A 22,206-nucleotide genomic window follows, 5' to 3' on the forward strand; every position below is an offset into this window, starting at 1 on the left:
TTGACTTCTGGTATCTGTAAGGTGACAATAGACATGGCAAGCTCCGGTAACTTGGTGGCCTTAAGCACCTACCAGTTTACTCGGAGCTTGCTCTTTTTTCAAAACCTACCACTCTTGGGACAGACACCGGGCGGATCGTTGCGAAAGTGTGATAAAAGGTACAACCCTGGTGTGCCCTGTTGGAAAATGCTTGTCCGGGGGGTGGATGTATGATACAATCAAAGACGCGAAATTTGCGAAATCCGGAGGGATGGCCGAGTGGCTTAAGGCGCCTGTCTTGAAAACAGGTGTGGGGTAACTCACCGTGGGTTCGAATCCCTCTCCCTCCGCAAGAGGTACGCCGCGGGGGATTAAGAATTTCATATTGGGGAGGTGCCAGAGTGGCTGAATGGGCTCGCCTGCTAAGTGAGTGCCGGGGTAGACTCGGCCGCGGGTTCGAATCCCGCCCTCTCCGCTGAAAAAAGCTCACCCAACGGTGAGCTTTTTTGTTCGCCCGCGGGCCCCCAAAAGGGGGTGATATTCGACCCCCGCCCTCTCCGCTGAAAAAAGCTCACCCAACGGTGAGCTTTTTTGTTCGCCCGCGGGCCCCCAAAAGGGGGTGCTATTCGACCCCCGCCCTCTCCGCTGAAAAAAGCTCACCCAACGGTGAGCTTTTTTGTTCGCCCGCGGGCCCCCAAAAGGGGGTGCTATTCGAATCCCGCCCTCTCCGCTGAAAAAAGCTCACCCAACGGTGAGCTTTTTTGTTCGCCCGCGGGCCCCCAAAAGGGGGTGCTATTCGACCCCCGCCCTCTCCGCTGAAAAAAGCTCACCCAACGGTGAGCTTTTTTGTTCGCCCGCGGGCCCCCAAAAGGGGGTGCTATTCGACCCCCGCCCTCTCCGCTGAAGAAAAAGCCTGCCTTTGCGCAGGCTTTTTTTGTTCGCCCGCGGGCCCCAAAAGGGGGTGCTATTCGAACACCGCCCTCTCCGCTGAAAAAAAGCTCACCCAACGGTGAGCTTTTTTGTTCGCCCGCGGGCCCCCATCCCAAAGCCCGTGCAACCCTGCCCCTCTCAACGATCAAAGGGATCCTCTTCAAGCAGAACGGATCCATATTCTGCCAGAAACGCATCCAGACCCATGGGCGGGAAGCACCATCTGGCCAGAACCACATCCAGTTCAGGGTTGGCGATATATGCCAGCCCCTTTTCGGGAAAGGAGTAGGTGCGGCTTCCCTGGCTGAAATCGGAATAAGCCTGATGGACAGGCTCGCCATGCCGGGCCAGGACTTCTGACCACCACAGGGGATGCTTTTCGCCGTGGTGCGCCACCACCCTCACCACGACCTGGTCCTTCAGGGTGACCACGTCAAACATTTTGGGGACAGCCGAGGGGTAGTACAGGTTTTCAAATCCCCCTTCCTGCCTGGATTGCACCGGTTCTCCCAGGGCGGCGGTCACCTGGGCGCGGGTGGTGGAGCCGGGAACCACAGCAGGCAGACAGGCCTCCAGAGCAGTATCGTTACCAGAGGTGGCGCCGGGCAGGCCGGGTACGGCGGGGCTTGACGGATCCTGCGGGGCCGCTGCGGGGTCCGCCGTACGGAGCAGAGGAAAGTTGCAGGCCAGCACCATTCCCATCACGGCAGAAATCGCCAGGAAGCGAAACGCCCTGGTTTTATTTGCGGATGCCGTTTTCATATTCCACTCCCTGGTAGAGATAGTCGCGGATATAGGTATAGCGCTTCATCGAGGTCGCCTTCAGCTGATCGGGGTCATACACATACATCATCACCGAATCGCTCATATCTTCCAGGGGATTCTTACTGCCGTAGCTGGTGGGCGGTTTATTGTCCTCCTTGGGCTCCCATAGGATCCACTGGGGCGGAGTATTGGGGAAGCTCCCATAGATCCAGCCGTTATCAACATTTTTGAAGCCTGGATCGTAGATATCGGTCACATTGCGAGTGGCGTCCATCCAATTCTGCAGAACCGGGGAATCCAGGGCGTTGCGATACATGGACTGGTCGTCCTTGAAATATTGATGAGCATGGATCATTTCGTGCAGGATGACGGCCTTGAATTTCTTTTTTCCGTCTGGATCATTGGAGAGCAAATTGGGTGTAAAGGCCCGGTCAAAGATGCGGATGACGCCGGAAGATGAAGAACAGTCTTTTTGCGGCGGAGACCCGCAAGCAGAATACACCCCGTTCCATGACGGCTTCAAATTGCCTTCTTGATCTCTGCCCACCTTGTTGCGGACGATGCGGGATAAGGCCAGAGAATTGCGGATCGCCGGGGGAAGTTCCCTCAGCACCTCGTCCAGCAGACGAAGTTCCTGGTTTGTCCAGGAGGTGGGTTCATAGCCCGCTTCATCAAAGGAATCCAGCACCTGAATGCCGTAGGTGGTAAAGATGTATTCGGCTGTGATCGGTTTAGGGTCAAACGCTTCTGGGTTTTGAACGATGAAATGGATATTTCCCTGCAGGGTGAAGTATTTTCCCTCCACCAACTGCCACTCTACCGTGCGGCAATTGCTGGAATTCCCCGCGCCCAGGCAGTAGTCCATCGTCAGGATTCCATTGGGCCCCCCGGAGAATCTACCCTGCATGGCGCCCATTTCTGGAGGCACCAGTTTGCCGTTGATGCAATTATCCCCAATGAGGGACGCCTGTGCATATGGCTCACCGCCCAGGGCGCCCACATTCCAAAACTTCACCTGGACCACCCACTCTTTCCCGCCGCAATCGAAAGTGTTGCTTGCGGTCACCTCCATCGGTTCCAAGTCTTCTATCTGCGCCTCGGCGGGCAGGATGAAAATGAGTTGCAGGGTCAGCAGCACCAGAACGGCCAATCCCATATTGCGGATCATCTTCCCCCAGGTTGGGTATGCTTTCGCGGCCATACGCACCTCCTTGTCCAATCAGTCGAGATGGATAAAGGGCGGATATGAATATTATAGGTTGTAATATCGAATTTGATCCGGTAACAACCTTTTCATGCCAGAACAGTGTGATATCCAGGCAGGCCCCCCAACAAATCACGACAAAGTTTAGAACACTCCTCTCTTGACAGCAATATCCCCTCTGTCTGAAGAATTAGCGATACAATCGATTCTATGTCCCATTCCCCCACAAATAATCTCACCCGCTTTGCCTGGATGTCCATTGCGGCCGCTGTGCTGACGATTTCGCTGAAATTGGGCGCGTATTGGCTGACCAACTCGGTCGGTCTGCTCTCCGACGCGCTGGAATCGCTGGTCAATCTGCTCACGGCCATGGTTGCCCTGATTGCGCTGCGCGTGGCCTCGCGCCCTGCCGATGAAGAATTTGGCTTTGGTTATTCCAAGGTGGAATTCTTCTCCAGCGGATTTGAAGGCGGCATGATTTTGATCGCCGCGGGCAGCATTGCCTTTACCGCCATTCCGCGCCTGTTCAATCCGCAGCCGCTGGAGCAGGTGGGTCTGGGCCTGGGGATTTCGGTCATCGCTTCTTTAATCAATTTTGGCGTGTCGCGGGTGCTTGCCCAGGCGGGCGCGCGCTACGGATCCATCACCCTCAAAGCCGACGCCAGCCATCTGATGACGGATGTCTTTACCACGGGCGGGGTGATTTTGGGCGTGGGCCTGGTCAGCGTGACCCGGTTGGATATCATGGATCCCATCATTGCCCTGATTGTTGCGGCTAACATTCTCTTGACGGGCGGCCGCCTTCTCCGGCAGGCTTATTACGGTTTGATGGATAAAGCCCTTCCGGCAGAGTCCGTTACGAAAATCCAGAATATTCTGAGCCGCTATGAAAAACAAGGCATGCAGTTCCACGCCTTGCGGACGCGCTCTGCGGCGGCGCGCGGTTTTGTCTCGGTTCATATTCTGGTGCCCGGCGCCTGGACCGTCCAGCGCGGGCATCAGCTTGCCGAACAAATCGAGCAGGAAATCCGGCAGGAGCTACCCCAGGTGGTCACCTTTACCCACGTGGAGCCGCTGGAGGATCCCATCTCGATGGCAGATGCGACTCTGGATCGAGAGTAAGAGCGCTGGGGTGATGGGGGGCGGACAAGCCAAAAATGCGATAGGATGGACAGACACCCGAGCAAATCGGGTGTCTGTCTTGTTTTTAGCGGCATGGGTGTATCACCGTCGTCGCCCTCCTCCATCTGCGTCTGCCCCTTTATGGCCCGTTCAGTCCGTGTACCTGCGGATGTGAAGCCTGCACAATTTGGTTCGTGCTTTACCGGCGCATTTCGCTATAATGAGTACAGATACCCTCACCGGTTAAACGATTTGCTGGGGACCGCATGATGCCGATTCACCTGTTCAACGGCTTCACCTGTGATGCGCGCTGGCCCTCCCGCCTGAAAACGGGCATGGTCTGTTTGCTCGTGGAGAGCGACCAGGGCCTGGTTCTGATTGACACCGGCCCGGGGCTGGAAGATTACGCCAACCCGCACGCCATGCTGAAGCTGTTCCGGGGGATCACGAAATTAGCCTGGGACCCGCGGGAGGCCGCGGTCCACCAGGTGCGGCAGATGGGCTATGCGCCGGAAGATGTGCGCCACATTGTTTTGACACACATGCATTTCGATCACTGCGGGGGCCTGCCGGATTTCCCCTGGGCAGCGGTGCATGTTCACCGCCGAGAATATGAGGCGTTCACTGGAACCATGCGCCGCTGGACCGACATGGCCTATATTCAACGCCACATCGCTCATGATCCGAATTGGGTCTTGTACGAAGACGGGGGTGAGAACTGGTACGATTTTTCGGCCATCCGCCTGCCGTTTACGCCGGAGATGTGGCTGGTGCCGCTGCACGGCCATTCCCAGGGGCACTGCGGCGTCGCCGTTAAATTGGACAAAGGCTGGTTTTTCCATGCCGGGGATGCCGGCGCGGTCTATAACCACGAGACGCCCGCCTGGTTGATTCGGCTCGTGCTCGGCCCGCACGATGCCCGGCTGCGTCAATTCATGCGCCAACACCCAGAAGTGGTGCTGTCCAATTCACACATGTTCCCGGAGTGGTTTGAGCATAAGGTGTGGGATTCGCCGGATCACAACCGTTCCCGCGGTCATCCAGCCTGAGCGCTTCGGCGGCATTCTCTGAACGGAGAGCGGTTCTTGTTTCCTGGCCGGGCGATTTCCACGCGCTTTGTCCTGAAGGCTGGGGCTCGTGGCTAACCCCGCTCGTTAGGGCGGAAGGCAGGGTTATGAAATACGTAAAGACTTGCGAGGTCAATATGGAAAAGCAAAAAGATGTGAATATCCTCCGTACGGTGATCATGCTGGTGTTGGTGCTGGTGGTGATCCCCCTGCTGCCCATTTTGATCTCTGGCCGGTGGGGCTGGTGGCAGGCGTGGGTCATGGCGGCGGTTTTTCTGCTGTCCTTCCTCGTCAGCCGTGCCCTGGCTGTGCGCCGGACCCCGGATATCCTCAAAGAGCGGGCCAATTACGATCGGCATGAGAATACCCAGCCCTGGGATAAATGGCTCTCACCCCTGGTGGCTTTTGGAACGGTCTTCATTTTGTTGGCGGTGGGGTTGGAAGTTCGCCTGCAGGGTCCGGCGGGCTTCTCGCTGCCGGTAGAGATGCTTGGGCTGGGCCTGATGCTGGCCGGGAATATGTTCGCTTCCTACGCTTTCGTGGAGAACGCCTACTTCTCGGGGACGGTGCGCATTCAGGAGGAGCGTGGGCATAAGGTCATCTCCAGCGGGCCGTACCAATGGGTCCGCCACCCTGGCTACGCCGGGGGTCTGACGGCTAACCTGGGTATGCCGCTCCTGCTCAACTCGGTCTGGGCGTTCATTCCGGTGGTGCTGATTGGCATAGCGTTAATCATCCGCACGCGTCTGGAAGACCGTTTCTTGCAGGGAAATTTGCCCGGTTATCGTGAATACGCCCAAAAGGTACGCTACCGCCTGCTGCCGGGGATCTGGTAAGTTCTCTTGTTTATGGAGGGCCTGAGGATGAAACCCAATTACCGTTGGAGTGTGTTGCTGTTCGGGGCTGCTTTGCTTTTGGCTGCGCCGGGCGTGGTTTTGGCGAACGCGCCGTTTCCGCAAACGGAGCCGACCCCCGCGGCGGCGGTCCCAGCCGTCGGTATGGCTGGCGAGATTCCCTGGCTGGCGCTGGTGGTGTTGGGCGCCCCCCTCCTCTTTATGATCTGGCGCTCGGCGCGCAATCGCAAGATCAAGATGACGGCGGCGGGCTGCCTGCCGGTGATTGACGAGGACCAGCGCCCGTTCCGCGCCCTGGATGACGACCAGGGTTGAGGAGGGTATGAAAACTGGTTTCAGCCGTTGGCTGCAGGCTGCCTGGGAATTCGCGGGCTGATCGTTAAGCAAAGCACCGCCCAGAATCAGCACAGGATTCTGGGCGGTGCTATTTTTAAGAACGGCTGTTTAGTGGTTAAAGTCCATCGCGACCCAATCGTAGGATTCCAACCCGCCGACTTCGGCGACCAACTGACTGGGGCCGCCGGGAGTCCCCAGGCGGATCTGGCGCGTGCTGTCGCTGGCGCGGCTGCTGAAGAAGAAGCGGTTGGCGTCAATCCACAAGACCTCCTGCACGTTGGCCGTGTCGGTCAGGGGGGCCACGCTGCCGCTGTCGGGCTGGCCGTACAGGGCGATCCCGCCAGGGTTGCGCAGATAGCTGAAGCGCCGCCCGTCGGGCGACCAGGCCGCGCTGGTGAATTCACCCCCATCCAGGCGCAGCGCCCCGCCGCCGTCCACCCCGCTGAGCATCAATTCGCGCGCATTGCTGGTGGTGGGGTCGCCCACTGGCCGCACAATCAGCAATTTTTCACCCGCGGGGGCGAAGAGCACCGTATCCAGGAAGAACACATCCACGCTGCCGGTTTGCTGGGCGGGGGAACCGTCCGCGGGCACAGTCCACAGGGTAGTGGCCTGGCGCGGGGAAGCCAAAGGATCCGCGGGGGGGATATGCACGCGCAGGCGGCTGGAATCGGCAGCCCACACCGGCTGAATGTGGTAGGCGTATTCGCTGTAGGTCATCACATTGGCATAGTTGATCACGCTGCTGCGCAGATTCGTGCCGTCTAGATTCATCAGGTGCAGGGCGCTGGGGGTGGACAGAGCCACCTGGCGGCCGTCGGGCGACAGGGTGAACATGCCCCCCGCGCCGATGGGCAGCACTTCGGTGAGCGCGCCCGTGTCGGCGTCCACCGTGCGCAGGTCGTAATTCAACACCATGCCGTATTCCACCAACGGCTGGGTGGTAAAGACCAGGGTATGCGTGCCGTTGGCCCAGGCAATTTTGGCGGTAACGGAGGTGGGAACATCCAGGCCGCCGTTCCACCCGGCAAACTCCTTGGCGCTCACCAGTTCGCGCTCGCCGGCGCCGTCGGTGCGGACGGCCCACAGGCTGTGAGTGGGCGGATCATCCACGTGGCGGGTGAAGGCGATCCAGACCCCATCCGAAGACACCGCCAGATCGTAACCCACGTCGCCGCTGGAGGTCAGTTGGCGCGGGGAGCTGCCCTCGACCCAGGCCCACAGGTTGCCCGCACCGTCGCGGTAAGCCAGAGTCAGGCTGACTGGCGGGGTGGGGGTGGAGGTAGGCGGCAGATCGAGGCCGGGGGTGGGCGTGGGTTCTTTGGGGATCAGGGTGGGCAGCACCAGCGGGGGCTGCCCAGGCCCGGCCGCGGCCAGGGTGGCCGCCACCGCGGTGGCAATTTCCCCTGGGGTGGCGCCTTCGTCCTGACCGGCGATTGGCAGAGAGCAGGCCAGGGTGCTGGCCAACAGGGCCAATAGGCCTATGAGGATTGCGAAACGGTTCTTGTGCATGGGGTCTCCTCCTATGCCAGTATCTTACCTTGCCGCGCCCCGCCGCGCAAGCCGGAATTTCTACCCGGATCGGTCAGAAAATTCGGGTACAATCACCACAGCAACTCCTACCCCTATCCCCCAACCCTGAAAGGGCATACCCATGTCTCACCCACAACCTCCCTGTTCTGCCGATGAGGCGCTGCAGCAGTTGAAAGACGGCAATACGCGCTTTATGCAAGGTCAAATGCTTCACCCGAATCAATCCCCCCACCGGCGCGAGGAACTGACCGCCGGGCAGCACCCCTTTGCGGTGGTGCTGGGCTGCTCCGATTCGCGCATTGCCCCGGAAGTGCTGTTTGATCAAGGCCTGGGCGATCTGTTTGTGGTGCGGGTGGCGGGCAACACCGCCCCGGATGTGGTACGCTGGAGCGTGGAATACGCCGTGGGTCATTTGGGCAGCGCCTTGGTGGTGGTGCTGGCGCATTCGGCCTGCGGCGCGGTGACGGCCGCCGTCCACGCGCAGGGCAGCCCAGAGGCCGGGCAAGGGCTGGTGGGGCTGCTGCAGCCTGCCGTTCGCGCCGGAGATGCGGTGGATGAGGCTGCCCAGCGCAACGCTCATCTGACGGTTCAGCGCCTGATGGATGAGAGCCCCTGTCTGCGCCAGCCGGGGGTGCGCGTGGCTCCAGCGTATTACGACCAGGTCAGCGGAGCGGTGACCTGGCTATAACCGTCTGAATGCCACCTTGACAGGCGCGCCAAAAATGAGGATAATGGAGCTAATCAACCGTCCAAAGGCTGTGACGGAGGAAAGTACGTGGGTGGAAACCGACAGGGAAGACGGGGCACAGACTGAGACCCCATCCCGGCGAAATCCCGCCGAAGTTCCCTCCTGAGCCTCTCAGGGGAACGCCGCTCTTCAGGCGGCCAGTAGTCTGAGACGCAGCGCGCCGCGTTATCGAGCGCAGCCAATCGCCCGCCGGATGCGGGCCGTTGGGGAAAGTGGGCCGCCACGGCGCGGCCAATTCGGGTGGTACCGCGGAGAAAATCCGTCCCGTTTTCCTGGGACGGTTTTTTTATTTTTGAGCACCGCACGGATGCTCTGATTTTTTTTCGGAGGTGAGAATGACCGACCTACCTATCCTCTTGCAGAATCTGACCTCGATTCAGGAACAGGCTCTTGCAGAACTGGAAAGCGTTCAGGACGAAGCTGGTTTGCAGGCCTGGCGCACCGCGCATTTGGGCCGCAGCTCGGCGGTGATGCGCGTGTTCAGCGACCTGGGCAAGCTCTCCAAAGAGGAGCGCCCGCAGGTGGGCCAGAACGCCAACCAGGTGAAGCTGGCCCTGGAAGGCGCCTTTAACCTGCGCAGCGATGAGCTGCGTCAGGCCGCGCTGCAGCGCAGTTTGCAGAATGAACGCCTGGACGTGACCCTGCCGGGGCGCGCCCCCACTCTCGGCAGCCTGCACCCTGCCACCCAGAACCTGCGCGAGATTTACCGCGTGTTGGGCGACATGGGCTTCCAGGTGTACCGCGCCCGGGATGTGGAATCGGATGAGTACAACTTCGAACTGCTCAACATCCCCGCCCACCATCCGGCTCGCGATATGTGGGATACCTTCCACACCCTGACGCCGGGCGTTTTGCTGCGCACGCACACCTCCCCGGGGCAGATTCACGCCATGCGCGAATACGCCCCCGACCCGGTGCGCGTCATCTTGCCGGGCATGTGCTACCGCTACGAGCAGATCAGCGCCCGCTCTGAAATTCAGTTCAATCAGGTGGAGATGCTGGCGATTGACAAGGGCATCACCTTCGGTGATTTGAAAGGCACGTTGAACGACTTCGCCCGCCGCCTGTTCGGCGACGAAGTGCGCACACGCCTGCGCCCCTCCTACTTCCCCTTCACCGAACCCAGCGCCGAGATGGACGTGGAATGTTTTGTGTGCGGCGGCAAAGGCTGCCCCATCTGCAAAGGTTCCGGCTGGCTGGAGATTTTGGGCTGCGGCATGGTTCATCCCACCGTGCTGAAAAATGGCGGCTACGACCCCGCGGTGTACAGCGGTTTTGCGGCGGGCATGGGCCCGGAGCGCATCGCCATGCTGCGCTACCGCATCACCGATATCCGCTACTTCTGGGGCAACGACGTCCGCTTCCTGGAACAGTTCTGAGAGATGAGGGATTAACACGATGAACGTACCGCTTTCGTGGTTGAAAGATTACATTGATATTGACCTGTCCCTCGAGGAACTGGCCCGCGCGTTAACCATGGCCGGCCTGGAGGTGGACAGCGTGAAGGTGATAGGCCTGCCCCTGCCGGAAGGCGAGCGCCATGAGTTCAAATATTCCGGCCTGGCCTGGGATCGCGAAAAGGTGGTGGTGGCGCAGATTGATGAGGTCATGCCCCACCCCAACGCCGACCGCCTGGTGCTGTGCCGCCTGAACGACGGCTTGCAGGAACAGGTGGTGCTCACCGGCGCACCCAATCTGTACGATTACAAAGGCCAGGGCCCCTTGCCCCGGCCCATCAAAGTGGCCTACGCCAAAGAGGGCGCGCAGATTTACGACGGTCACCAGCCCGGACAGGTGCTGACCACCCTCAAGCGCGCCAAGATCCGCGGCGTGGAAAGCTACTCGATGGTGTGTTCTGAGAAGGAATTGGGCATCTCTGAGGAGCATGAGGGCGTCATCTTCCTGGATGACGACGCGCCCACGGGTATGCCCCTGGCGGACTACATGGGCGACGCCGTGTTCGAAATTTCCATCCTGCCCAATATGATCCGCAACGCCAGCGTTTTGGGCGTGGCCCGCGAATTGGCCGCTATCACCGGCAAACCGCTGCGCCTGCCGCAGCGCCGCCTGCCTGCGGACGGGCCCAGCGTGGTGGGGCAGGTTTCCATCCAGATTCAAGACCCGGCCATGAACCCGCGCTTTGTGGTTGGCCTGCTGCGCGGCGCGTCTGCGCGCCCCAGCCCTTATTGGGTGCAGCGCCGTCTGCGCCTGGCGGGCATGCGGCCGATCAACAGTATCGTAGACGCCACCAATTACGTCATGCTGGAAACCGGCCAGCCGCTGCACGCCTTCGATTACGACCATCTGCGCCAGCGCGCCCACGGCCAGCCGCCCACCATCATCACCCGTGCGGCGCACCCTGGCGAAAAGTTGACCACCCTGGATGGGGTGGAGCGCAACCTGGACCCCTTCACCACCCTGGTGTGCGACACCGAAGGCGCGCTGTCCATCGCGGGCGTGATGGGCGGCCTGGAAAGTGAAGTCACTCCCCAGTCGCAGACCATCCTGCTGGAGGGCGCGAGCTGGAATTTCATCAACGTGCGCCGCACGGTGGCCTCTCAGCGCCTGAATTCTGAAGCGGGCTACCGCTTCTCGCGCGGGATTCACCCTGCCCTGGCGCAGGAGGCGGTCCAGCTGTGCCTGGAGCGCATGGCAGCCTGGAGCGGCGGGCAGATTGCCGCCGATCTGGTGGACGCCTACCCCGCGCCGGTGGTTGACCCCGTGGTGGAACTGCCCGCCAGCGAAGTGCAGCGCGTGCTGGGCATTGAGCTGAGCGCGGAAGAGGTGGCCGGTCTGCTGCGCCGCCTGGAGTTCACCTGCACGGTGCAGGGCGATATCGTCACCGCACAGGCCCCAGCCCACCGCCTGGATATTGGCGAAGGTGTGGTGGGGCGGGCCGACCTGCTGGAAGAGGTGGCGCGTCTGTACGGTTACAACAACATCCCCGCCGTGCGCCTGTCTGCCAGCCTGCCTCGGCAGCGCCGCAATCCTGCGTTGGAAGGGGAAGAACGGCTGCGCGATGCGCTGGTACGGGCGGGGCTGCGCGAGGTGGCTACCTACCGCATGACCACGCCGGAGCGCGAAGCCCGCGCTTTGCCGCTGGGTGCGGTGCAAGCCGAAACCCCTTACGTGCGCCTGGCGAACCCCATCGCCTCGGACCGTACGGTCATGCGCCGCAGTCTGCTGGCTTCGGTGTTGGAGGTGGTGGAACGCAACAGCCGCCTGCGCCCGCGCCTGGCCTTCTTCGAAATTGGCCCGGTGTTCCTGCCCAATCCCGAAGCCCCGCTGCCCGCCGAACCGGTGCGCCTGGCGTTGGCCCTCAGCGGCGCCCGCCATATCGCTGCCTGGGACCGCCCCGAAGCCCATGCGATGGACTTCTTCGATCTGAAGGGCATCCTGGAAGCGGCCTTCAATGAGCTGCACCTGAGCGATGTGCGCTTTGAACCCACCCAGCATCCCAGCTTCCACCCCGGAAAGTGCGCCCTGGTGCGTGTGGGCGAGCGCGTGGCAGGGGTGGCGGGCGAACTGCACCCCAAGGTGGCCGAGCACTACGATTTTGGCGCGGCGCCGGTGTTGGCAGCGGAATTGGACGTGGCGGTGCTGCTGAGCTGCATCCCGGCTCGCTATGAAATTCAGCCGGTGCCGGTCTTCCCGCCCGTTTTGGAAGATATCGCCGTGGTGGTGGATGAAGACCTCCCCGCCGAAAAGATCGAAGCCGTCATTCGCGCGGCGGGCGGCAAGCTGCTGACGGATGTGCGCTTGTTTGACATTTACCGCGGCGATAAGCTGGGCGAGGGCAAAAAGAGCATGGCCTACAGCCTGACCTACATGGCCCCCGACCGCACGCTGACCGACCAGGAAGCCACCCAGATCCGACAGAAGGTCATCCGCCGCCTGGATCAGGAATTGGGCGCGAAGCTGCGCAGTTAGCCAGCCTTCAGTCTCCGATTGACCGCCTCCCGATTTTCGGGGGGCGGTTTTTTTGGGGCTAAAACCCCTGTTCAAATCGGGATAGGCGGGGTAGGATACACCCTATGGCTGTGACACTCGCCCAGATTGTGGAAATTTCTCAAGAAGCCCCCATATGGCAGGGGCTGCGCGTGCGCCTGCCCAACGGGCTGCACCCCGCGCCCGGCCAGTATTTGCTGGCCAACCGCCCCCACAGCGACGACCCGCTGCCCGTGGCTTTGTACCCGGCGCGGCTGCGCCCTGGCGATCTGCGCCTGGTGGGGCCGCTTCCAGCGGCCTGGGCGGTGGGCGACTGGTTGGAGATCCGCAGTCCCTTGGGACGCGGCTTTCGCCTGCCGCCCCAGGCGCGGCGCGTAGCTTTGGCGGCCCTCGACGGCCCCACCGCCCGCCTGCTGCCGGTGATCGAAGCTGCCCTGGCGCAGGGCGCAGACGTGGCTCTCTACACCTCGGCCCCTCCGGCGGGGCTGCCCCTGGCGGTGGAGGTGCTGCCTTTCAGTCTGCTGCATGAAGCCCCGGCCTGGGCGCAGTATCTGGCGCTGACCGCCCCGCGCGCCCGGCTGACTGCGCTGCGCGAGGCCCTGGGGCTGACGGCGGAGCAGGGCTGCCCGGCGGCTGAGGTGCTGGTGGATACCCCCATTCCCTGCGGCGGCGCGGCGGCCTGCGGCGTGTGCGCGGTGCACACCCATCACGGCTGGAAGCTGGCCTGCGAAGACGGCCCCGTGTTCCCCTGGGATGATTTAGAGGTTGAAGGATAATCAAGGATGAAGGTTCTCGCTTTTTTTGCTCACCCCGATGATGAAACCATGCTGGCAGGCGGCACCCTGGCGCTTTTGGCGCGTCTGGGGGCCGAGGTGCATTATCTGTGCGCCACCCGCGGCGAAGGCGGTGAGGCGGGCGATCCGCCCCTGTGCGCCCCGCAGGAACTGGGCGCGCTGCGTTCTGAAGAACTGGCCTGCGCCGTGGATGCCCTGGGGGGCGCGTCGCTGCGTTTCTTGCCCTATGTGGACCCCAGCGTGGGGCCAGACAACACCCTCTACGCCTTTATGGACGATCCCGTGCGCCTGGCGCAGGAACTGCGGCAGGTATTGGATGAACTCTCGGCGGATGTGCTCATCACCCACGGCAGCAGTGGGGAGTACGGCCACCCTGCTCACCGCCTGGTGTACGCCGCGGCGCGCCTGACGGCGCAGACCTGGGCCAGCCCCCAGCGCCTGTGGTACACCGTTCAGGCGGCATACCCAGATTCGCCCAAACCGCGCCTGCTGAACGAAAACGACCCGGCGCATTGGGTATTGGATGTGACCCCGCTGAAGGCTGAAAAAACCGCCGCCACCCTGTGCCACCGCACCCAACACGCCTTGTTTGTGCGCAACACATCGAAGCAAATGGGCCGCCCGGTGAGCGTGCCGGAAGTGGTGGTGACGCTGGAATCGCTGCACCGCGCTGCGCCGCCCGCGGAGGATGGGCTGCCGCAGGATGCCCTGGCGCTGCTGCTGTGCCTTTCCGGGCGGGTGCGGGAGGAGATCGCCGCGCATGGCTGAGGCCCGTCAGGATTTGCCCCTGCTGTCCCCCTGGGTCAACGCTGCCGGAGCGCTGGGTTTTCGCCCGCCGCGCAGTTGGCCCTGGCCGGAACGCATGGGCGCCTTCATCACCCACCCGGTCAGCCTGGCGCCGCGCTCGCCAGCCAAAGAACGCGGCCTGGCGGCCTATGCGGGCGGCTTTCTGATGCACACCGGCCTGCCCAACCCCGGCCTCAGCCGCGTGCTCAGCGAACACCGCGCCCGCTGGGCACGCTCGGCGGCCCCGGTGTGGGTGCACCTGATGGCCAGCGAGGCTGATGAGATCCGGCGCATGGCCGACCGCCTGGAGAATTTGCCTGAAGTCGGCGCGTTGGAGATCGGCATTCCCCCCTGGGCGGGGGCGGATCTGGCGCTGCGGCTGGTGGATGCAGCCCTGGGAGAACTGCCCGTGGTGGTCAGCCTGCCCTATGTGCAGGTGGAAGCCCCCTGGGCGGCCCGGCTGCGCGATTTGGGGGTGAACGCCCTGCACCTCAGCGCTCCCTACGGCAGTTACCCGGACGGGCGCGGCGGTCTGCTGCACGGACGGCTGTACGGCCCCCATCTGCTGCCCCTGGCCCTTGAGGCCCTTCAGCGCGCGCAGGTCACCCGCCTGCCGGTCATCGTTTCCGGCGGGGTGTTTTCGCTGGAACACGGTCAGGCCCTGCTGGCAGCCGGGGCGCTGGCGGTGGGGTTAGATGCTGTGTTGTGGCGCGCCGGGCCAGGCGAGGCCGTGCCTGAGACGAACCTGGACTGAAAAACCTCCCCGCGGGCGCGAGGAGGTTTTTGATTCGATCAAGAAAGCGGAGAGGGGGCTATTCGGGGACGATGGGGTAGGTGCTGCCGCCGTGGGGCAGAACCAACACGCTGGCTTCTTTGGGAAAACGCTGTTGGGCGCGGGCCAGACCCTCCTGGGGGCTGGAGACAAAGCTGACAAAGGGCAGCCGCTCGTGAATCTCCGTTGGGATGGTGGGGCCGTAGAGCAGCAGCGTGCCGTGGCGCATGGCCTGCAGGGCAAAGTACAGGAAGAATTTGTCCTCTTCGCCCATGCCTTTGAGCTTGAGTTTGGGCACCAGGGGCAGCAGGACGGGGGCCAGGGCTTTCAGCGCGCCGCGCCCCAGGGGCAGCTTTTTGTTGGCCAGGCCAAACACACCCACGCCTTCATCCGCGCGCACCAGAGTCAGCATGACGCCGCCGCGCTTGAGGGCGCGGATGTTGTTGGCCAGGGCCTTGACCCCCTGACGCAGGTCTTGATCCATCGGGTGCGAGGCGGTGATGACCACATCGGCGGGGGCGGGGATTTTGACCCCAAAGATGCTGGCGCTGATTTTGGCCCCGGCGCGGTGCGCGGTGACCGGGTCGCCGCTGACAATTTTGACCACCTCGGTGGCGCTGTTGAGCACGGCGTTGACGATGAACACCGGCGGCTTAAACATCTTTCCGGCCTCTTCCAGATCCAGCCGCATGGGGTTGTTTTCAATCTTGCGTCCCACGTTATTAAAGGTGGACGGCTGGCAGTTGATGGCGTGGTTATGGGCGATAGTGACCCGCCCGGCGATGCCGGGGATCAGGTTTTTATAACCGCCGCCAAAGCTGGCGATGATGTGCGGCTCGATGCAGCCGATGGAGACGATGAGATCGGCTTCCGCAGCGGTTTTGTTGACCCACACGGGCGTGCCGCGTGAGGTGGTTCCCAGGAAGGTCATCTTTTCGGGGTTGTCGCAGTCGGGCGAATCCCAGGCGATTTGCCCGCGCCAGCTTTCGCCCACGCGCGCAAACAGCTCAGCCTCGCTCATGGGGCGGTGTACGCCCAGGGCAGGAATGAGGGTGATCTGGCTGAGCTGCACCCCGGCGCGGTTCAGCTCGCTGATCACCGCGGGCAGAATTTGATGCACCGGCGTGGGGCGGCTGCCGTCGTCCACCACCACGGCCACACGGGCTTCGGGGTGAACCAGATGGCCCAGGCGCAGCGAGCCGATGGGTTCGGCCAGGCTGCGGGCGGTTTCAGCGGCGGGGTCGGCCACGCCCGGCAGGGCGGCAGGCTCCAAGACGCCCGCCAGATTCCAGCGCTCTGGCAGGTCAAAACGGATTTTTTCACTGCCCCAGGGCAGTTCGACGGATGGACGGGACATAAATTCACCTTTGGGTCAACAAGAATTGAGGATGAAAGGGATGTCCTTATTGTAGCCTAAGCGGGTTAGATGAAAAGCGATTTTCCCCTTTAAAGCACCAAACGCCCGGGTGAGGGGGGCACCCGAACGTTTGATAGTTATATTATACCGATCAACGGTGGAAAATCAATAGCTTACCATTGCAAATTCGTTGCAATATTGGCAACTGGTCTGACCAGCTATTGCAGCTCCGCAGGGTCAGTTCAATTGTACACCCCTTTAACGCAAACGGCTGGGTGAGTTTAGTCACCCAGCCGAGATAAACAGAACATAAGTTCTGTTAATTGGCAGCCTGCACCAGCAGCCGCGAACGCTGGAAGGAGCCCACCGCCACGCCGGTCAGCACCGCCGCGATGACCCACACGCCCAGGCCGATGATCATACCAACCCCCACGCTCAGGTACAGCACGCCCGTGGCCTGCCCCACCAGGAAGCCGATCACCACCAACACCAGCGAGGCGCTGGATTGATAGGCGCCCATGAAGGTCGGCGTTTTGGCCGAGATCAGCACCGTGGCCGAGGTGCCCAGCAAAGCCAGGCCGGGGGAGATCCAGAAGATCAGCGGCCACCAGGTGGACAGCGGGAACCACAACCCGCCGAACAGGTTATACCCGGCGGCATTGAGCACCACGGTGTACAGCAGGAAGCTGCCCCACGAAAGCCCCAGCGCGGGCAGCATGGCGGCCAGCACCTTGCCCAGAAAGAGTTCCAGGTCGCTGGCGGCGGTGTACAGCAGGGCCTCCAGCGTTTTCCGTTCCCGCTCGCCCGCGAAGGATTCCGCGGCGATGATGGTGGAAAACATGATCGGGAAGATCAGAAACATGGGGGCCATGAAGTAGCCCAGCATGACCTTGACCATCAGAGCGACAGGTTCCAGCCCTTCCAGCGACTCTTTGAAGGAGGGGGGCATATTGGCCAGAAAAGCTTCCAGGTCAGTATCCTGGGTCAGGTTCTCCGCAGTCGCGCCGATCGCGGGCGGGATGAAGATGGTCGCCAGGGGCAGGACGAGGATGAAGATCAGCGGCACGATCAGCATGGGCAGCCATGCTGCGCGGTTTTGACGCACTTCCAGCAGATCTTTGCGGGCGATAGCGGTCAGATAATTCCAATGGATTTTCATCATGCACCTTCTGTGTGTGCGGATTGCAGTTTGAAATAGATATCTTCCAGAGAGGCCTGGTTGGGGCGCAGCGCGGTCAGTTGGGCGGCCTGGGCGGTGAGGGCCGTCACCACCTGGGGCAGCACGGCCTCTTCCTGGGCTTGCAGCCGCCAGGTTTGGGCATCCAACTCTTCGACCTGCAGCACGCCGGAGACGGCGCGCACCGCATGGAGGGCAGCAGCTTCAGGCGGCTGGTAGAAGCGCAGTTCCGCCCATAAGCCGGGCATGACCTCGCGGCGCAGCTCATCCAGAGTGCCTACTGCCAGCAGCCGTCCGCGGTTCATGATGGCCAGGCGGTCGCACAGGCGCTGGGCTTCAAATAAATTGTGAGTGCACAGCAGCACGGTTTGATCCTGCGTGTCGCGCAGGGTGGCGATCAGTTCGTGCACCTGCGCTGCGGCTTCGGGATCCAGGCCGGAGGTGGGCTCGTCCAAAAAGAGCAGACGCGGGCGGTGCAGCAGGGCGCGGGCCAGGGCCAGGCGCTGTTTCATGCCTTTGCTGTAGGTCCCGGCGCGGTCGTCGGCGCGCTCGGTGAGATCAAAGTAGCCCAGCAGCTCCTGGCTGCGCTGGCGGCAGTCTTCCGCCGACATGCCCATTAGCTGGCCGAAGAAGGCCAGATTCTGACGAGCGGTCAGGCGCTCGTACAGAGCGGGGGTTTCGGTCAGCACGCCGGTTTGGGCGCGGATCTGGTCGCCCTGGGCAATGGGGTCCAGTCCCAAGGTACGGATGGTGCCGCTGCTGGGGTTGATCAGGCCGTTAGCCAGGCGCACGCTGGTGGTTTTTCCGGCGCCGTTGGGCCCCAACAGGCCCAAGACTTCACCAGCGGCGGTGCTCAGTTCAAAATCCTGCAAAGCGGCATGGCCGTTGTAATGGTGAGTGACGTGTTGGAACGTCAGCATGGGTTGTGTCATTTTGTTCTCCTTCGTTCAATCCGCGCATTCGCCGGATGGTTTCACGTGAAACACAGCTGTGTTTAGTGCGGGTTGTGCAGTTTTCGGTGCAAAAAATACGAATAGATGACCGGGATGAAGGACGCCAGCAGCAGCGGCCCGATCAGGAAGAAAAAAGCGGCCTGCGGCCAAAAGATCCCCGGCAGGGTGGCCGCGGCGGCCAGATAGAACATCTTGCGCCCCAGAGCGTGGGTTTGATCCCACACGCGCTCATCCGAGAGGGTCCACGGGGTGCGCAGGCCGATGAACCAGTTGGGTTTGGCCCGGCCCACCATCCAGCCGCAGCAAGCGCATAGGGCGGCATAGGCCGGTACCAGCCACTGCACCATCTGAATGCGGCTGCCCATGCCGATCCACAGGGTGAGGATGTGCAGGTACAGGAAGAAGCCGTTGACGCACAGCACAAAAATGTAGTACACGCCGGAGAAGAGGTCTAGATTTTTGCGCAGAGGGTCCAGTTTGGGCAGGAACACCAACAGCAAGGTCGTGCCCACCATCATAATGGGCAGAATCCAGATCGAGCCGCTTTTTTCAGAAAAATCGTCCGCCTGCCCCTGGGCGTTCCAATGGGTGGGGATGATGTCCGGCAGACGCGGGTAAGCCCACAGGGTGACGGCGGCGGTGAGCAGCATCAGGATGAGAAAAAGGAGCCAAAAGGTACGCGTTTTCATAGTTTTTTCCAAAGAATCAATCTTGGTGAAACGATGATCAAGGTTTCACGTGAAACGTCAGATTCAGGCCTCGGGCAGTTCCAGACCGTCTGAGGCGAGTTTTTCCTGGGCAGCCAGCTGCTGGCCCATGGAGATCATGCCGGTCAGCCCGCCCAAATTCATGGTATCCACGGCGCTGCTGGGCACGATCACCAGGGCGCCTTTTTGCTTGAGCCCTTCGAAGAGCATGTTCATGGCGCGCAGGTGCAGGGCGGTGGGGTTATTTTTATAGGCTTCGGACGCCTGGGCGAAGGAATGGGCAATCTGCTCTTCGGATTCGCCCAAAATGACGCGCGCCTGCCGTTCGCGTTCGGCCTGGGCCTGGCGGCTCATGGCTTCTTCCAGCCCCTGCGGGATGATGATGTCGCGGATTTCCACGCTTTGCACCGAGATGCCCCACGGGGTGGTGCGCTCGTCAATCAAATTCTGCAAATCGGCGTCCATCTTGGCCCGCCCGATGAGAATATCTGCCAGGCTCATCTGCCCGATGATCTCGCGCAAGGCGGTCTGCGCGGCCCACGAGATGGCGGCGCGGTAATCTTCCACCTCCAACGAGGCTTTTTCGGCGTCCCATACCACCCAGAACAGGACGGCGTCCACATCCACCGGCACGGTATCTTTGGTGAGGGTCTTTTCCGCGCTGAAGGGGGTCACCATCACACGGTGGTCAATCCAGTTGGAGACGGCATCTAGAACGGGAATGACCCAAAAGACGCCCGGCCCGCGCAGGCCGCGGAATTTGCCCAGACGCAGCACTACCGCTTTTTCCCACTGCTGGGCGACTTTGAGGGCCATTAGAAAAAAGGTGCCGACCGCCAGCATCAGCGTGACGTACAAGCCAATCCATAGGTCTGCGATCCGGCCGTCCATCAGAACGGCCCCCAATACCGCCGCGACCATGATCACGGCGAAGATGAAACCGGCCAGCGGGGGGATGTGCTGGTTGTCGGTGCGGCGCATTCTTCCCCGCGGGGAGGCGGTTTCTTGCGAGTTCGATGCGGTTACGTTTTTCTCTCTCATGACTACACCTTTTCTTGTGGGCCGTTTTCAGCGGCAGTATTTGGTCGTTCAGCGGGGGAGGGCTCCTCCGCTGCGGTGGACAAAAGGGCCTGCAGGGCTGCCAGCGCTTCACTCGTGGAGAACCCTAATCCCAGAGCGCTGTCGCGGTAGCGGCGGGCCAGTTCCTCCAGGGTCCGGCGGCGGGCTGCCTCGCTCTTGTGAGGATCGGGCGTGCCCAGGATGTAGGTGCCGCGCCCTTGCTGGGTGGAGATCAGGCGGCTTTCATCTAAAATCCGGTAGGCGCGCGCCACGGTGTTAAAGTTCACGCGCAGCTCTGCCGCCAGCTGGCGCACGGTGGGCAGCTGGTCGCCGGGGTGCAGCGCGCCCATCAGCACCAATTCCTGCACTTGCGCCACGATCTGATTGTAGATGGGCACATCAGAGCCAAAATCAAGCTGGATGTGTAAATCGGGCAATGCGGATCTCCTAAGATAGGTTTTTATTATTGTATCATTGTATCATTGAATGAATTGTATACAAAATTGAGCGTTTGTCAAGGGGGTTGGGCCGAATCGCGGGCGTTTTTTCACCCTGCCGCGCTTGACTTGCCTTTTCATCTGTTTCTGCTATACTGAAACCAAACACCGCTGCTGAACGCAGCCGCGCAGCCTTCTTCATGCAATCACAGGGATTGGAAAGGAGACATAGGTATGCAATATACGGTCAAAGAGTGGATGAATGACCTGGTGGTGTTTGTGGACGCTGAGAGCACCGTTTCAGAGGCTCTGGCTGTCATGCGCCGCCGCTATATTCACAGCCTGATTGTGAAACAATCGGAACACAACCCAGAATACGGCATTCTAACGTCCACGGATATTTGCGACAAAATTGTGGCTCAGGAGCGCAACCCGAATGAAGCCAGGGTTCACGAAATCATGACTTCGCCCCTGATCGTAGCGCATGAAACCATGAGTCTGAAAGAGTGCGCGGAATTGATGAAAAAGAAGAGCATCCACCACATGCCAGTCATCAACCAGGAAGGCAAGATCATCGGTTTAATCTCCGACACCGATTTTCTGGTGGCCGCCGAAGCGATGGGGCGCGCCCCAGGTGAACGCATCGTCTAGCAGCGCTCAAGAACTTGACAACGGCGCATCGGGTGTATAATTCCGACCACGATGCGCCGTTTTCTATTCTTCACCTTATTGCTCTGCCTGGCCGCGGCGGGTCTTTGGACTGCTGCGCCGGTGACAGCCGCACCCAGCAGCGCCGGCGAAATGATCGCCGCGGTGAACGCGCTGCGGGCTGAATACGGTCTGGAACCCTACGGCACCGACGCCGAGCTGAACGCCCTGGCTCAGGCTCATTCAGAATATCAGGCCTCCATTCAAAAGATCACCCATACCCGCGCGGACGGCAGCGGACCGGCCGAGGCAGGCGTGATTGAAAACATCGGCGGCGGCATGAACGTGGGCGCCGAGTATATCGTCCGTCAGCAGTGGGCGGATTACTGGCACCGGAAAACTCTCATCGGCTTTGTCAGCGCTTCGGCCGGGGCCGGGGTGGCGGAACGCGACGGCATGGTGTATTACACCTTTGTCATCCGCGGCTGGGGCAAAGAAACCGGCGCCCAGGAGACTGAGGCGGCGGTTCCCGCCCCTGGCACTGGCGGCGGCACGACCGGCAGCACGGCGGGCGCGCCCACCTTTGACCCGCAGTCGGCTTTCACCGTTACCCCCCAGGAAGACGGCTCTGTGATTCACGCCGTGCGCGCCGGAGAAACGGTGTGGAGCATCGCCCTGATCTACGACATCGCTTCGGAGAGCATTGTGGCCTTAAATGGGCTGAACGCCACCCAGCCGGTCATCTATGAGGGACAGCGGCTGCTGCTGCGTCCGGCTTTCACCGTCACCCCCACGGCTTCGCCCACAGTGACCCCGCTGCCGCCCACGGCCACCCTGAAACCCACCCGCACCCTGCGCCCACCGCGCCCCACGCGCACCCCCGGCCCGCTGCAAACCGAGGATGCCCCCCAAAGGCCCCCGCTGACCGGCCGCCAGGTGGCCCTGATTGTGGTGTTGGTGGTGGGCATTGCCGCTTATGTGGGCGTGACTTTTGGAATCAAGGAAAAAAAATAAACCGGTGAAAGTAAAC

The 22,206-nt window shown here is 61.7% G+C and carries 21 protein-coding genes and 2 tRNA genes; 14 read left to right on the forward strand and 9 right to left on the reverse strand.

Features of this window, described 5'->3' with window-relative positions:
• Positions 1 to 244 precede the first annotated feature (244 nt).
• Together ADN01_RS04250 and ADN01_RS04255 are read left to right on the forward strand one after the other, a co-directional pair.
• Positions 245 to 329 (forward strand) — tRNA-Ser (locus tag ADN01_RS04250).
• Positions 330 to 366: 37 nt separating this feature from the next.
• A tRNA-Ser gene (locus tag ADN01_RS04255) sits at positions 367 to 454 on the forward strand.
• Between the two features lie 593 nt (positions 455 to 1,047).
• On the opposite strand, the gene ADN01_RS04260 is transcribed toward ADN01_RS04255, so the two are convergent.
• Together ADN01_RS04260 and ADN01_RS04265 are read right to left on the reverse strand one after the other, a co-directional pair.
• A complete protein-coding gene (locus tag ADN01_RS04260) occupies positions 1,048 to 1,671 on the reverse strand; it encodes a hypothetical protein (protein WP_062416698.1) in 624 nt (207 codons plus the stop codon).
• Positions 1,649 to 2,875, reverse strand: a complete 1,227-nt coding sequence (locus ADN01_RS04265; RefSeq protein ID WP_062416697.1) for a hypothetical protein — start codon at positions 2,873 to 2,875, stop codon at positions 1,649 to 1,651. Before ADN01_RS04265 ends, ADN01_RS04260 begins: the two co-directional genes overlap by 23 nt.
• A 213-nt stretch (positions 2,876 to 3,088) precedes the next feature.
• Between ADN01_RS04265 and ADN01_RS04270 the strand changes: the two genes are divergently transcribed.
• From ADN01_RS04270 to ADN01_RS04285, 4 genes are all read left to right on the forward strand, one after another.
• Complete coding sequence (locus ADN01_RS04270; protein WP_062416696.1) at positions 3,089 to 4,000, forward strand: cation diffusion facilitator family transporter; 912 nt, start codon at positions 3,089 to 3,091, stop codon at positions 3,998 to 4,000.
• Between the two features lie 266 nt (positions 4,001 to 4,266).
• Positions 4,267 to 5,049 (forward strand): MBL fold metallo-hydrolase, encoded by a 783-nt coding sequence (locus ADN01_RS04275; RefSeq protein WP_062416695.1) that lies wholly within the window; start codon positions 4,267 to 4,269, stop codon positions 5,047 to 5,049.
• 155 nt (positions 5,050 to 5,204) lie between these two features.
• On the forward strand, positions 5,205 to 5,903 hold the full coding sequence (locus tag ADN01_RS04280) for a methyltransferase family protein (RefSeq protein ID WP_075070972.1): 699 nt from the start codon (positions 5,205 to 5,207) through the stop codon (positions 5,901 to 5,903).
• Between the two features lie 27 nt (positions 5,904 to 5,930).
• Entirely contained in the window at positions 5,931 to 6,236 is a 306-nt protein-coding gene (locus ADN01_RS04285) for a hypothetical protein (RefSeq protein WP_062416693.1), read from the forward strand.
• 129 nt (positions 6,237 to 6,365) lie between these two features.
• On the opposite strand, the gene ADN01_RS04290 is transcribed toward ADN01_RS04285, so the two are convergent.
• Entirely contained in the window at positions 6,366 to 7,769 is a 1,404-nt protein-coding gene (locus ADN01_RS04290; protein WP_075070952.1) for a TolB-like translocation protein, read from the reverse strand.
• A gap of 142 nt (positions 7,770 to 7,911) precedes the next feature.
• Between ADN01_RS04290 and ADN01_RS04295 the strand changes: the two genes are divergently transcribed.
• The 6 genes from ADN01_RS04295 to ADN01_RS04320 all read left to right on the forward strand — a co-directional run bounded on the left by ADN01_RS04295 (position 7,912) and on the right by ADN01_RS04320 (position 14,820).
• On the forward strand, positions 7,912 to 8,478 hold the full coding sequence (locus ADN01_RS04295) for a carbonic anhydrase (protein ID WP_075070953.1): 567 nt from the start codon (positions 7,912 to 7,914) through the stop codon (positions 8,476 to 8,478).
• 395 nt (positions 8,479 to 8,873) lie between these two features.
• Positions 8,874 to 9,917: a phenylalanine--tRNA ligase subunit alpha gene (locus ADN01_RS04300; RefSeq protein WP_062420040.1), complete on the forward strand. Its 1,044-nt coding sequence runs from the start codon at positions 8,874 to 8,876 to the stop codon at positions 9,915 to 9,917.
• A gap of 19 nt (positions 9,918 to 9,936) precedes the next feature.
• Positions 9,937 to 12,468: a phenylalanine--tRNA ligase subunit beta gene (pheT, locus tag ADN01_RS04305; protein WP_062420039.1), complete on the forward strand. Its 2,532-nt coding sequence runs from the start codon at positions 9,937 to 9,939 to the stop codon at positions 12,466 to 12,468.
• Positions 12,469 to 12,572: 104 nt separating this feature from the next.
• The gene (locus ADN01_RS04310) at positions 12,573 to 13,262 is read left to right on the forward strand and encodes an iron-sulfur cluster-binding protein (protein ID WP_062420038.1); all 690 of its coding nucleotides are present in this window, start codon (positions 12,573 to 12,575) and stop codon (positions 13,260 to 13,262) included.
• Positions 13,263 to 13,268: 6 nt separating this feature from the next.
• Complete coding sequence (locus ADN01_RS04315; RefSeq protein ID WP_062420037.1) at positions 13,269 to 14,048, forward strand: PIG-L deacetylase family protein; 780 nt, start codon at positions 13,269 to 13,271, stop codon at positions 14,046 to 14,048.
• Positions 14,041 to 14,820, forward strand: a complete 780-nt coding sequence (locus ADN01_RS04320) for a beta/alpha barrel domain-containing protein (protein ID WP_062420036.1) — start codon at positions 14,041 to 14,043, stop codon at positions 14,818 to 14,820. The genes ADN01_RS04315 and ADN01_RS04320 overlap by 8 nt, the downstream gene beginning before the upstream one ends.
• A 58-nt stretch (positions 14,821 to 14,878) precedes the next feature.
• Here the strand turns inward: ADN01_RS04320 and ADN01_RS04325 are convergent, their stop codons facing one another.
• From ADN01_RS04325 to ADN01_RS04350, 6 genes are all read right to left on the reverse strand, one after another.
• Complete coding sequence (locus tag ADN01_RS04325) at positions 14,879 to 16,195, reverse strand: nickel-dependent lactate racemase family protein (protein ID WP_062420035.1); 1,317 nt, start codon at positions 16,193 to 16,195, stop codon at positions 14,879 to 14,881.
• Between the two features lie 319 nt (positions 16,196 to 16,514).
• Positions 16,515 to 17,357, reverse strand: coding sequence for an ABC transporter permease subunit (locus ADN01_RS04330; protein ID WP_082143002.1), 843 nt, complete (start codon positions 17,355 to 17,357; stop codon positions 16,515 to 16,517).
• Complete coding sequence (locus ADN01_RS04335) at positions 17,354 to 18,304, reverse strand: ABC transporter ATP-binding protein (protein ID WP_113918812.1); 951 nt, start codon at positions 18,302 to 18,304, stop codon at positions 17,354 to 17,356. The genes ADN01_RS04330 and ADN01_RS04335 overlap by 4 nt, the downstream gene beginning before the upstream one ends.
• A 62-nt stretch (positions 18,305 to 18,366) precedes the next feature.
• Positions 18,367 to 19,014, reverse strand: coding sequence for an SdpI family protein (locus tag ADN01_RS04340; RefSeq protein WP_062420033.1), 648 nt, complete (start codon positions 19,012 to 19,014; stop codon positions 18,367 to 18,369).
• Positions 19,015 to 19,077: 63 nt separating this feature from the next.
• Positions 19,078 to 20,073 (reverse strand): slipin family protein, encoded by a 996-nt coding sequence (locus tag ADN01_RS04345; protein WP_201778631.1) that lies wholly within the window; start codon positions 20,071 to 20,073, stop codon positions 19,078 to 19,080.
• A 2-nt stretch (positions 20,074 to 20,075) separates the two neighbouring features.
• Complete coding sequence (locus tag ADN01_RS04350; protein WP_062420031.1) at positions 20,076 to 20,528, reverse strand: GntR family transcriptional regulator; 453 nt, start codon at positions 20,526 to 20,528, stop codon at positions 20,076 to 20,078.
• Between the two features lie 234 nt (positions 20,529 to 20,762).
• On the opposite strand from ADN01_RS04350, the gene ADN01_RS04355 reads away from it, so the two are divergent.
• Together ADN01_RS04355 and ADN01_RS04360 are read left to right on the forward strand one after the other, a co-directional pair.
• Complete coding sequence (locus ADN01_RS04355) at positions 20,763 to 21,179, forward strand: CBS domain-containing protein (protein WP_062420030.1); 417 nt, start codon at positions 20,763 to 20,765, stop codon at positions 21,177 to 21,179.
• Between the two features lie 51 nt (positions 21,180 to 21,230).
• Entirely contained in the window at positions 21,231 to 22,190 is a 960-nt protein-coding gene (locus ADN01_RS04360) for a LysM peptidoglycan-binding domain-containing protein (RefSeq protein ID WP_075070954.1), read from the forward strand.
• Positions 22,191 to 22,206 lie beyond the last annotated feature (16 nt).

The organism is Levilinea saccharolytica (assembly GCF_001306035.1).
In the GTDB taxonomy this organism is placed as follows: Bacteria; Chloroflexota; Anaerolineae; order Anaerolineales; family Anaerolineaceae; genus Levilinea; species Levilinea saccharolytica.

Coding starts and splice junctions, on each gene's coding strand:
- ADN01_RS04330 (WP_082143002.1), bottom strand. CDS start 17,357: ATGATGAAAATCCATTGGAATTATCTGACCGCTATCGCCCGCAAAGAT.
- ADN01_RS04345 (WP_201778631.1), bottom strand. CDS start 20,073: ATGAGAGAGAAAAACGTAACCGCATCGAACTCGCAAGAAACCGCCTCC.
- ADN01_RS04360 (WP_075070954.1), top strand. CDS start 21,231: ATGCGCCGTTTTCTATTCTTCACCTTATTGCTCTGCCTGGCCGCGGCG.
- ADN01_RS04325 (WP_062420035.1), bottom strand. CDS start 16,195: ATGTCCCGTCCATCCGTCGAACTGCCCTGGGGCAGTGAAAAAATCCGT.
- ADN01_RS04275 (WP_062416695.1), top strand. CDS start 4,267: ATGATGCCGATTCACCTGTTCAACGGCTTCACCTGTGATGCGCGCTGG.
- ADN01_RS04280 (WP_075070972.1), top strand. CDS start 5,205: ATGGAAAAGCAAAAAGATGTGAATATCCTCCGTACGGTGATCATGCTG.
- ADN01_RS04355 (WP_062420030.1), top strand. CDS start 20,763: ATGCAATATACGGTCAAAGAGTGGATGAATGACCTGGTGGTGTTTGTG.
- pheT (WP_062420039.1), top strand. CDS start 9,937: ATGAACGTACCGCTTTCGTGGTTGAAAGATTACATTGATATTGACCTG.
- ADN01_RS04290 (WP_075070952.1), bottom strand. CDS start 7,769: ATGCACAAGAACCGTTTCGCAATCCTCATAGGCCTATTGGCCCTGTTG.
- ADN01_RS04270 (WP_062416696.1), top strand. CDS start 3,089: ATGTCCCATTCCCCCACAAATAATCTCACCCGCTTTGCCTGGATGTCC.
- ADN01_RS04265 (WP_062416697.1), bottom strand. CDS start 2,875: ATGGCCGCGAAAGCATACCCAACCTGGGGGAAGATGATCCGCAATATG.
- ADN01_RS04285 (WP_062416693.1), top strand. CDS start 5,931: ATGAAACCCAATTACCGTTGGAGTGTGTTGCTGTTCGGGGCTGCTTTG.
- ADN01_RS04295 (WP_075070953.1), top strand. CDS start 7,912: ATGTCTCACCCACAACCTCCCTGTTCTGCCGATGAGGCGCTGCAGCAG.
- ADN01_RS04260 (WP_062416698.1), bottom strand. CDS start 1,671: ATGAAAACGGCATCCGCAAATAAAACCAGGGCGTTTCGCTTCCTGGCG.
- ADN01_RS04335 (WP_113918812.1), bottom strand. CDS start 18,304: ATGACACAACCCATGCTGACGTTCCAACACGTCACTCACCATTACAAC.
- ADN01_RS04315 (WP_062420037.1), top strand. CDS start 13,269: ATGAAGGTTCTCGCTTTTTTTGCTCACCCCGATGATGAAACCATGCTG.
- ADN01_RS04310 (WP_062420038.1), top strand. CDS start 12,573: ATGGCTGTGACACTCGCCCAGATTGTGGAAATTTCTCAAGAAGCCCCC.
- ADN01_RS04340 (WP_062420033.1), bottom strand. CDS start 19,014: ATGAAAACGCGTACCTTTTGGCTCCTTTTTCTCATCCTGATGCTGCTC.
- ADN01_RS04300 (WP_062420040.1), top strand. CDS start 8,874: ATGACCGACCTACCTATCCTCTTGCAGAATCTGACCTCGATTCAGGAA.
- ADN01_RS04320 (WP_062420036.1), top strand. CDS start 14,041: ATGGCTGAGGCCCGTCAGGATTTGCCCCTGCTGTCCCCCTGGGTCAAC.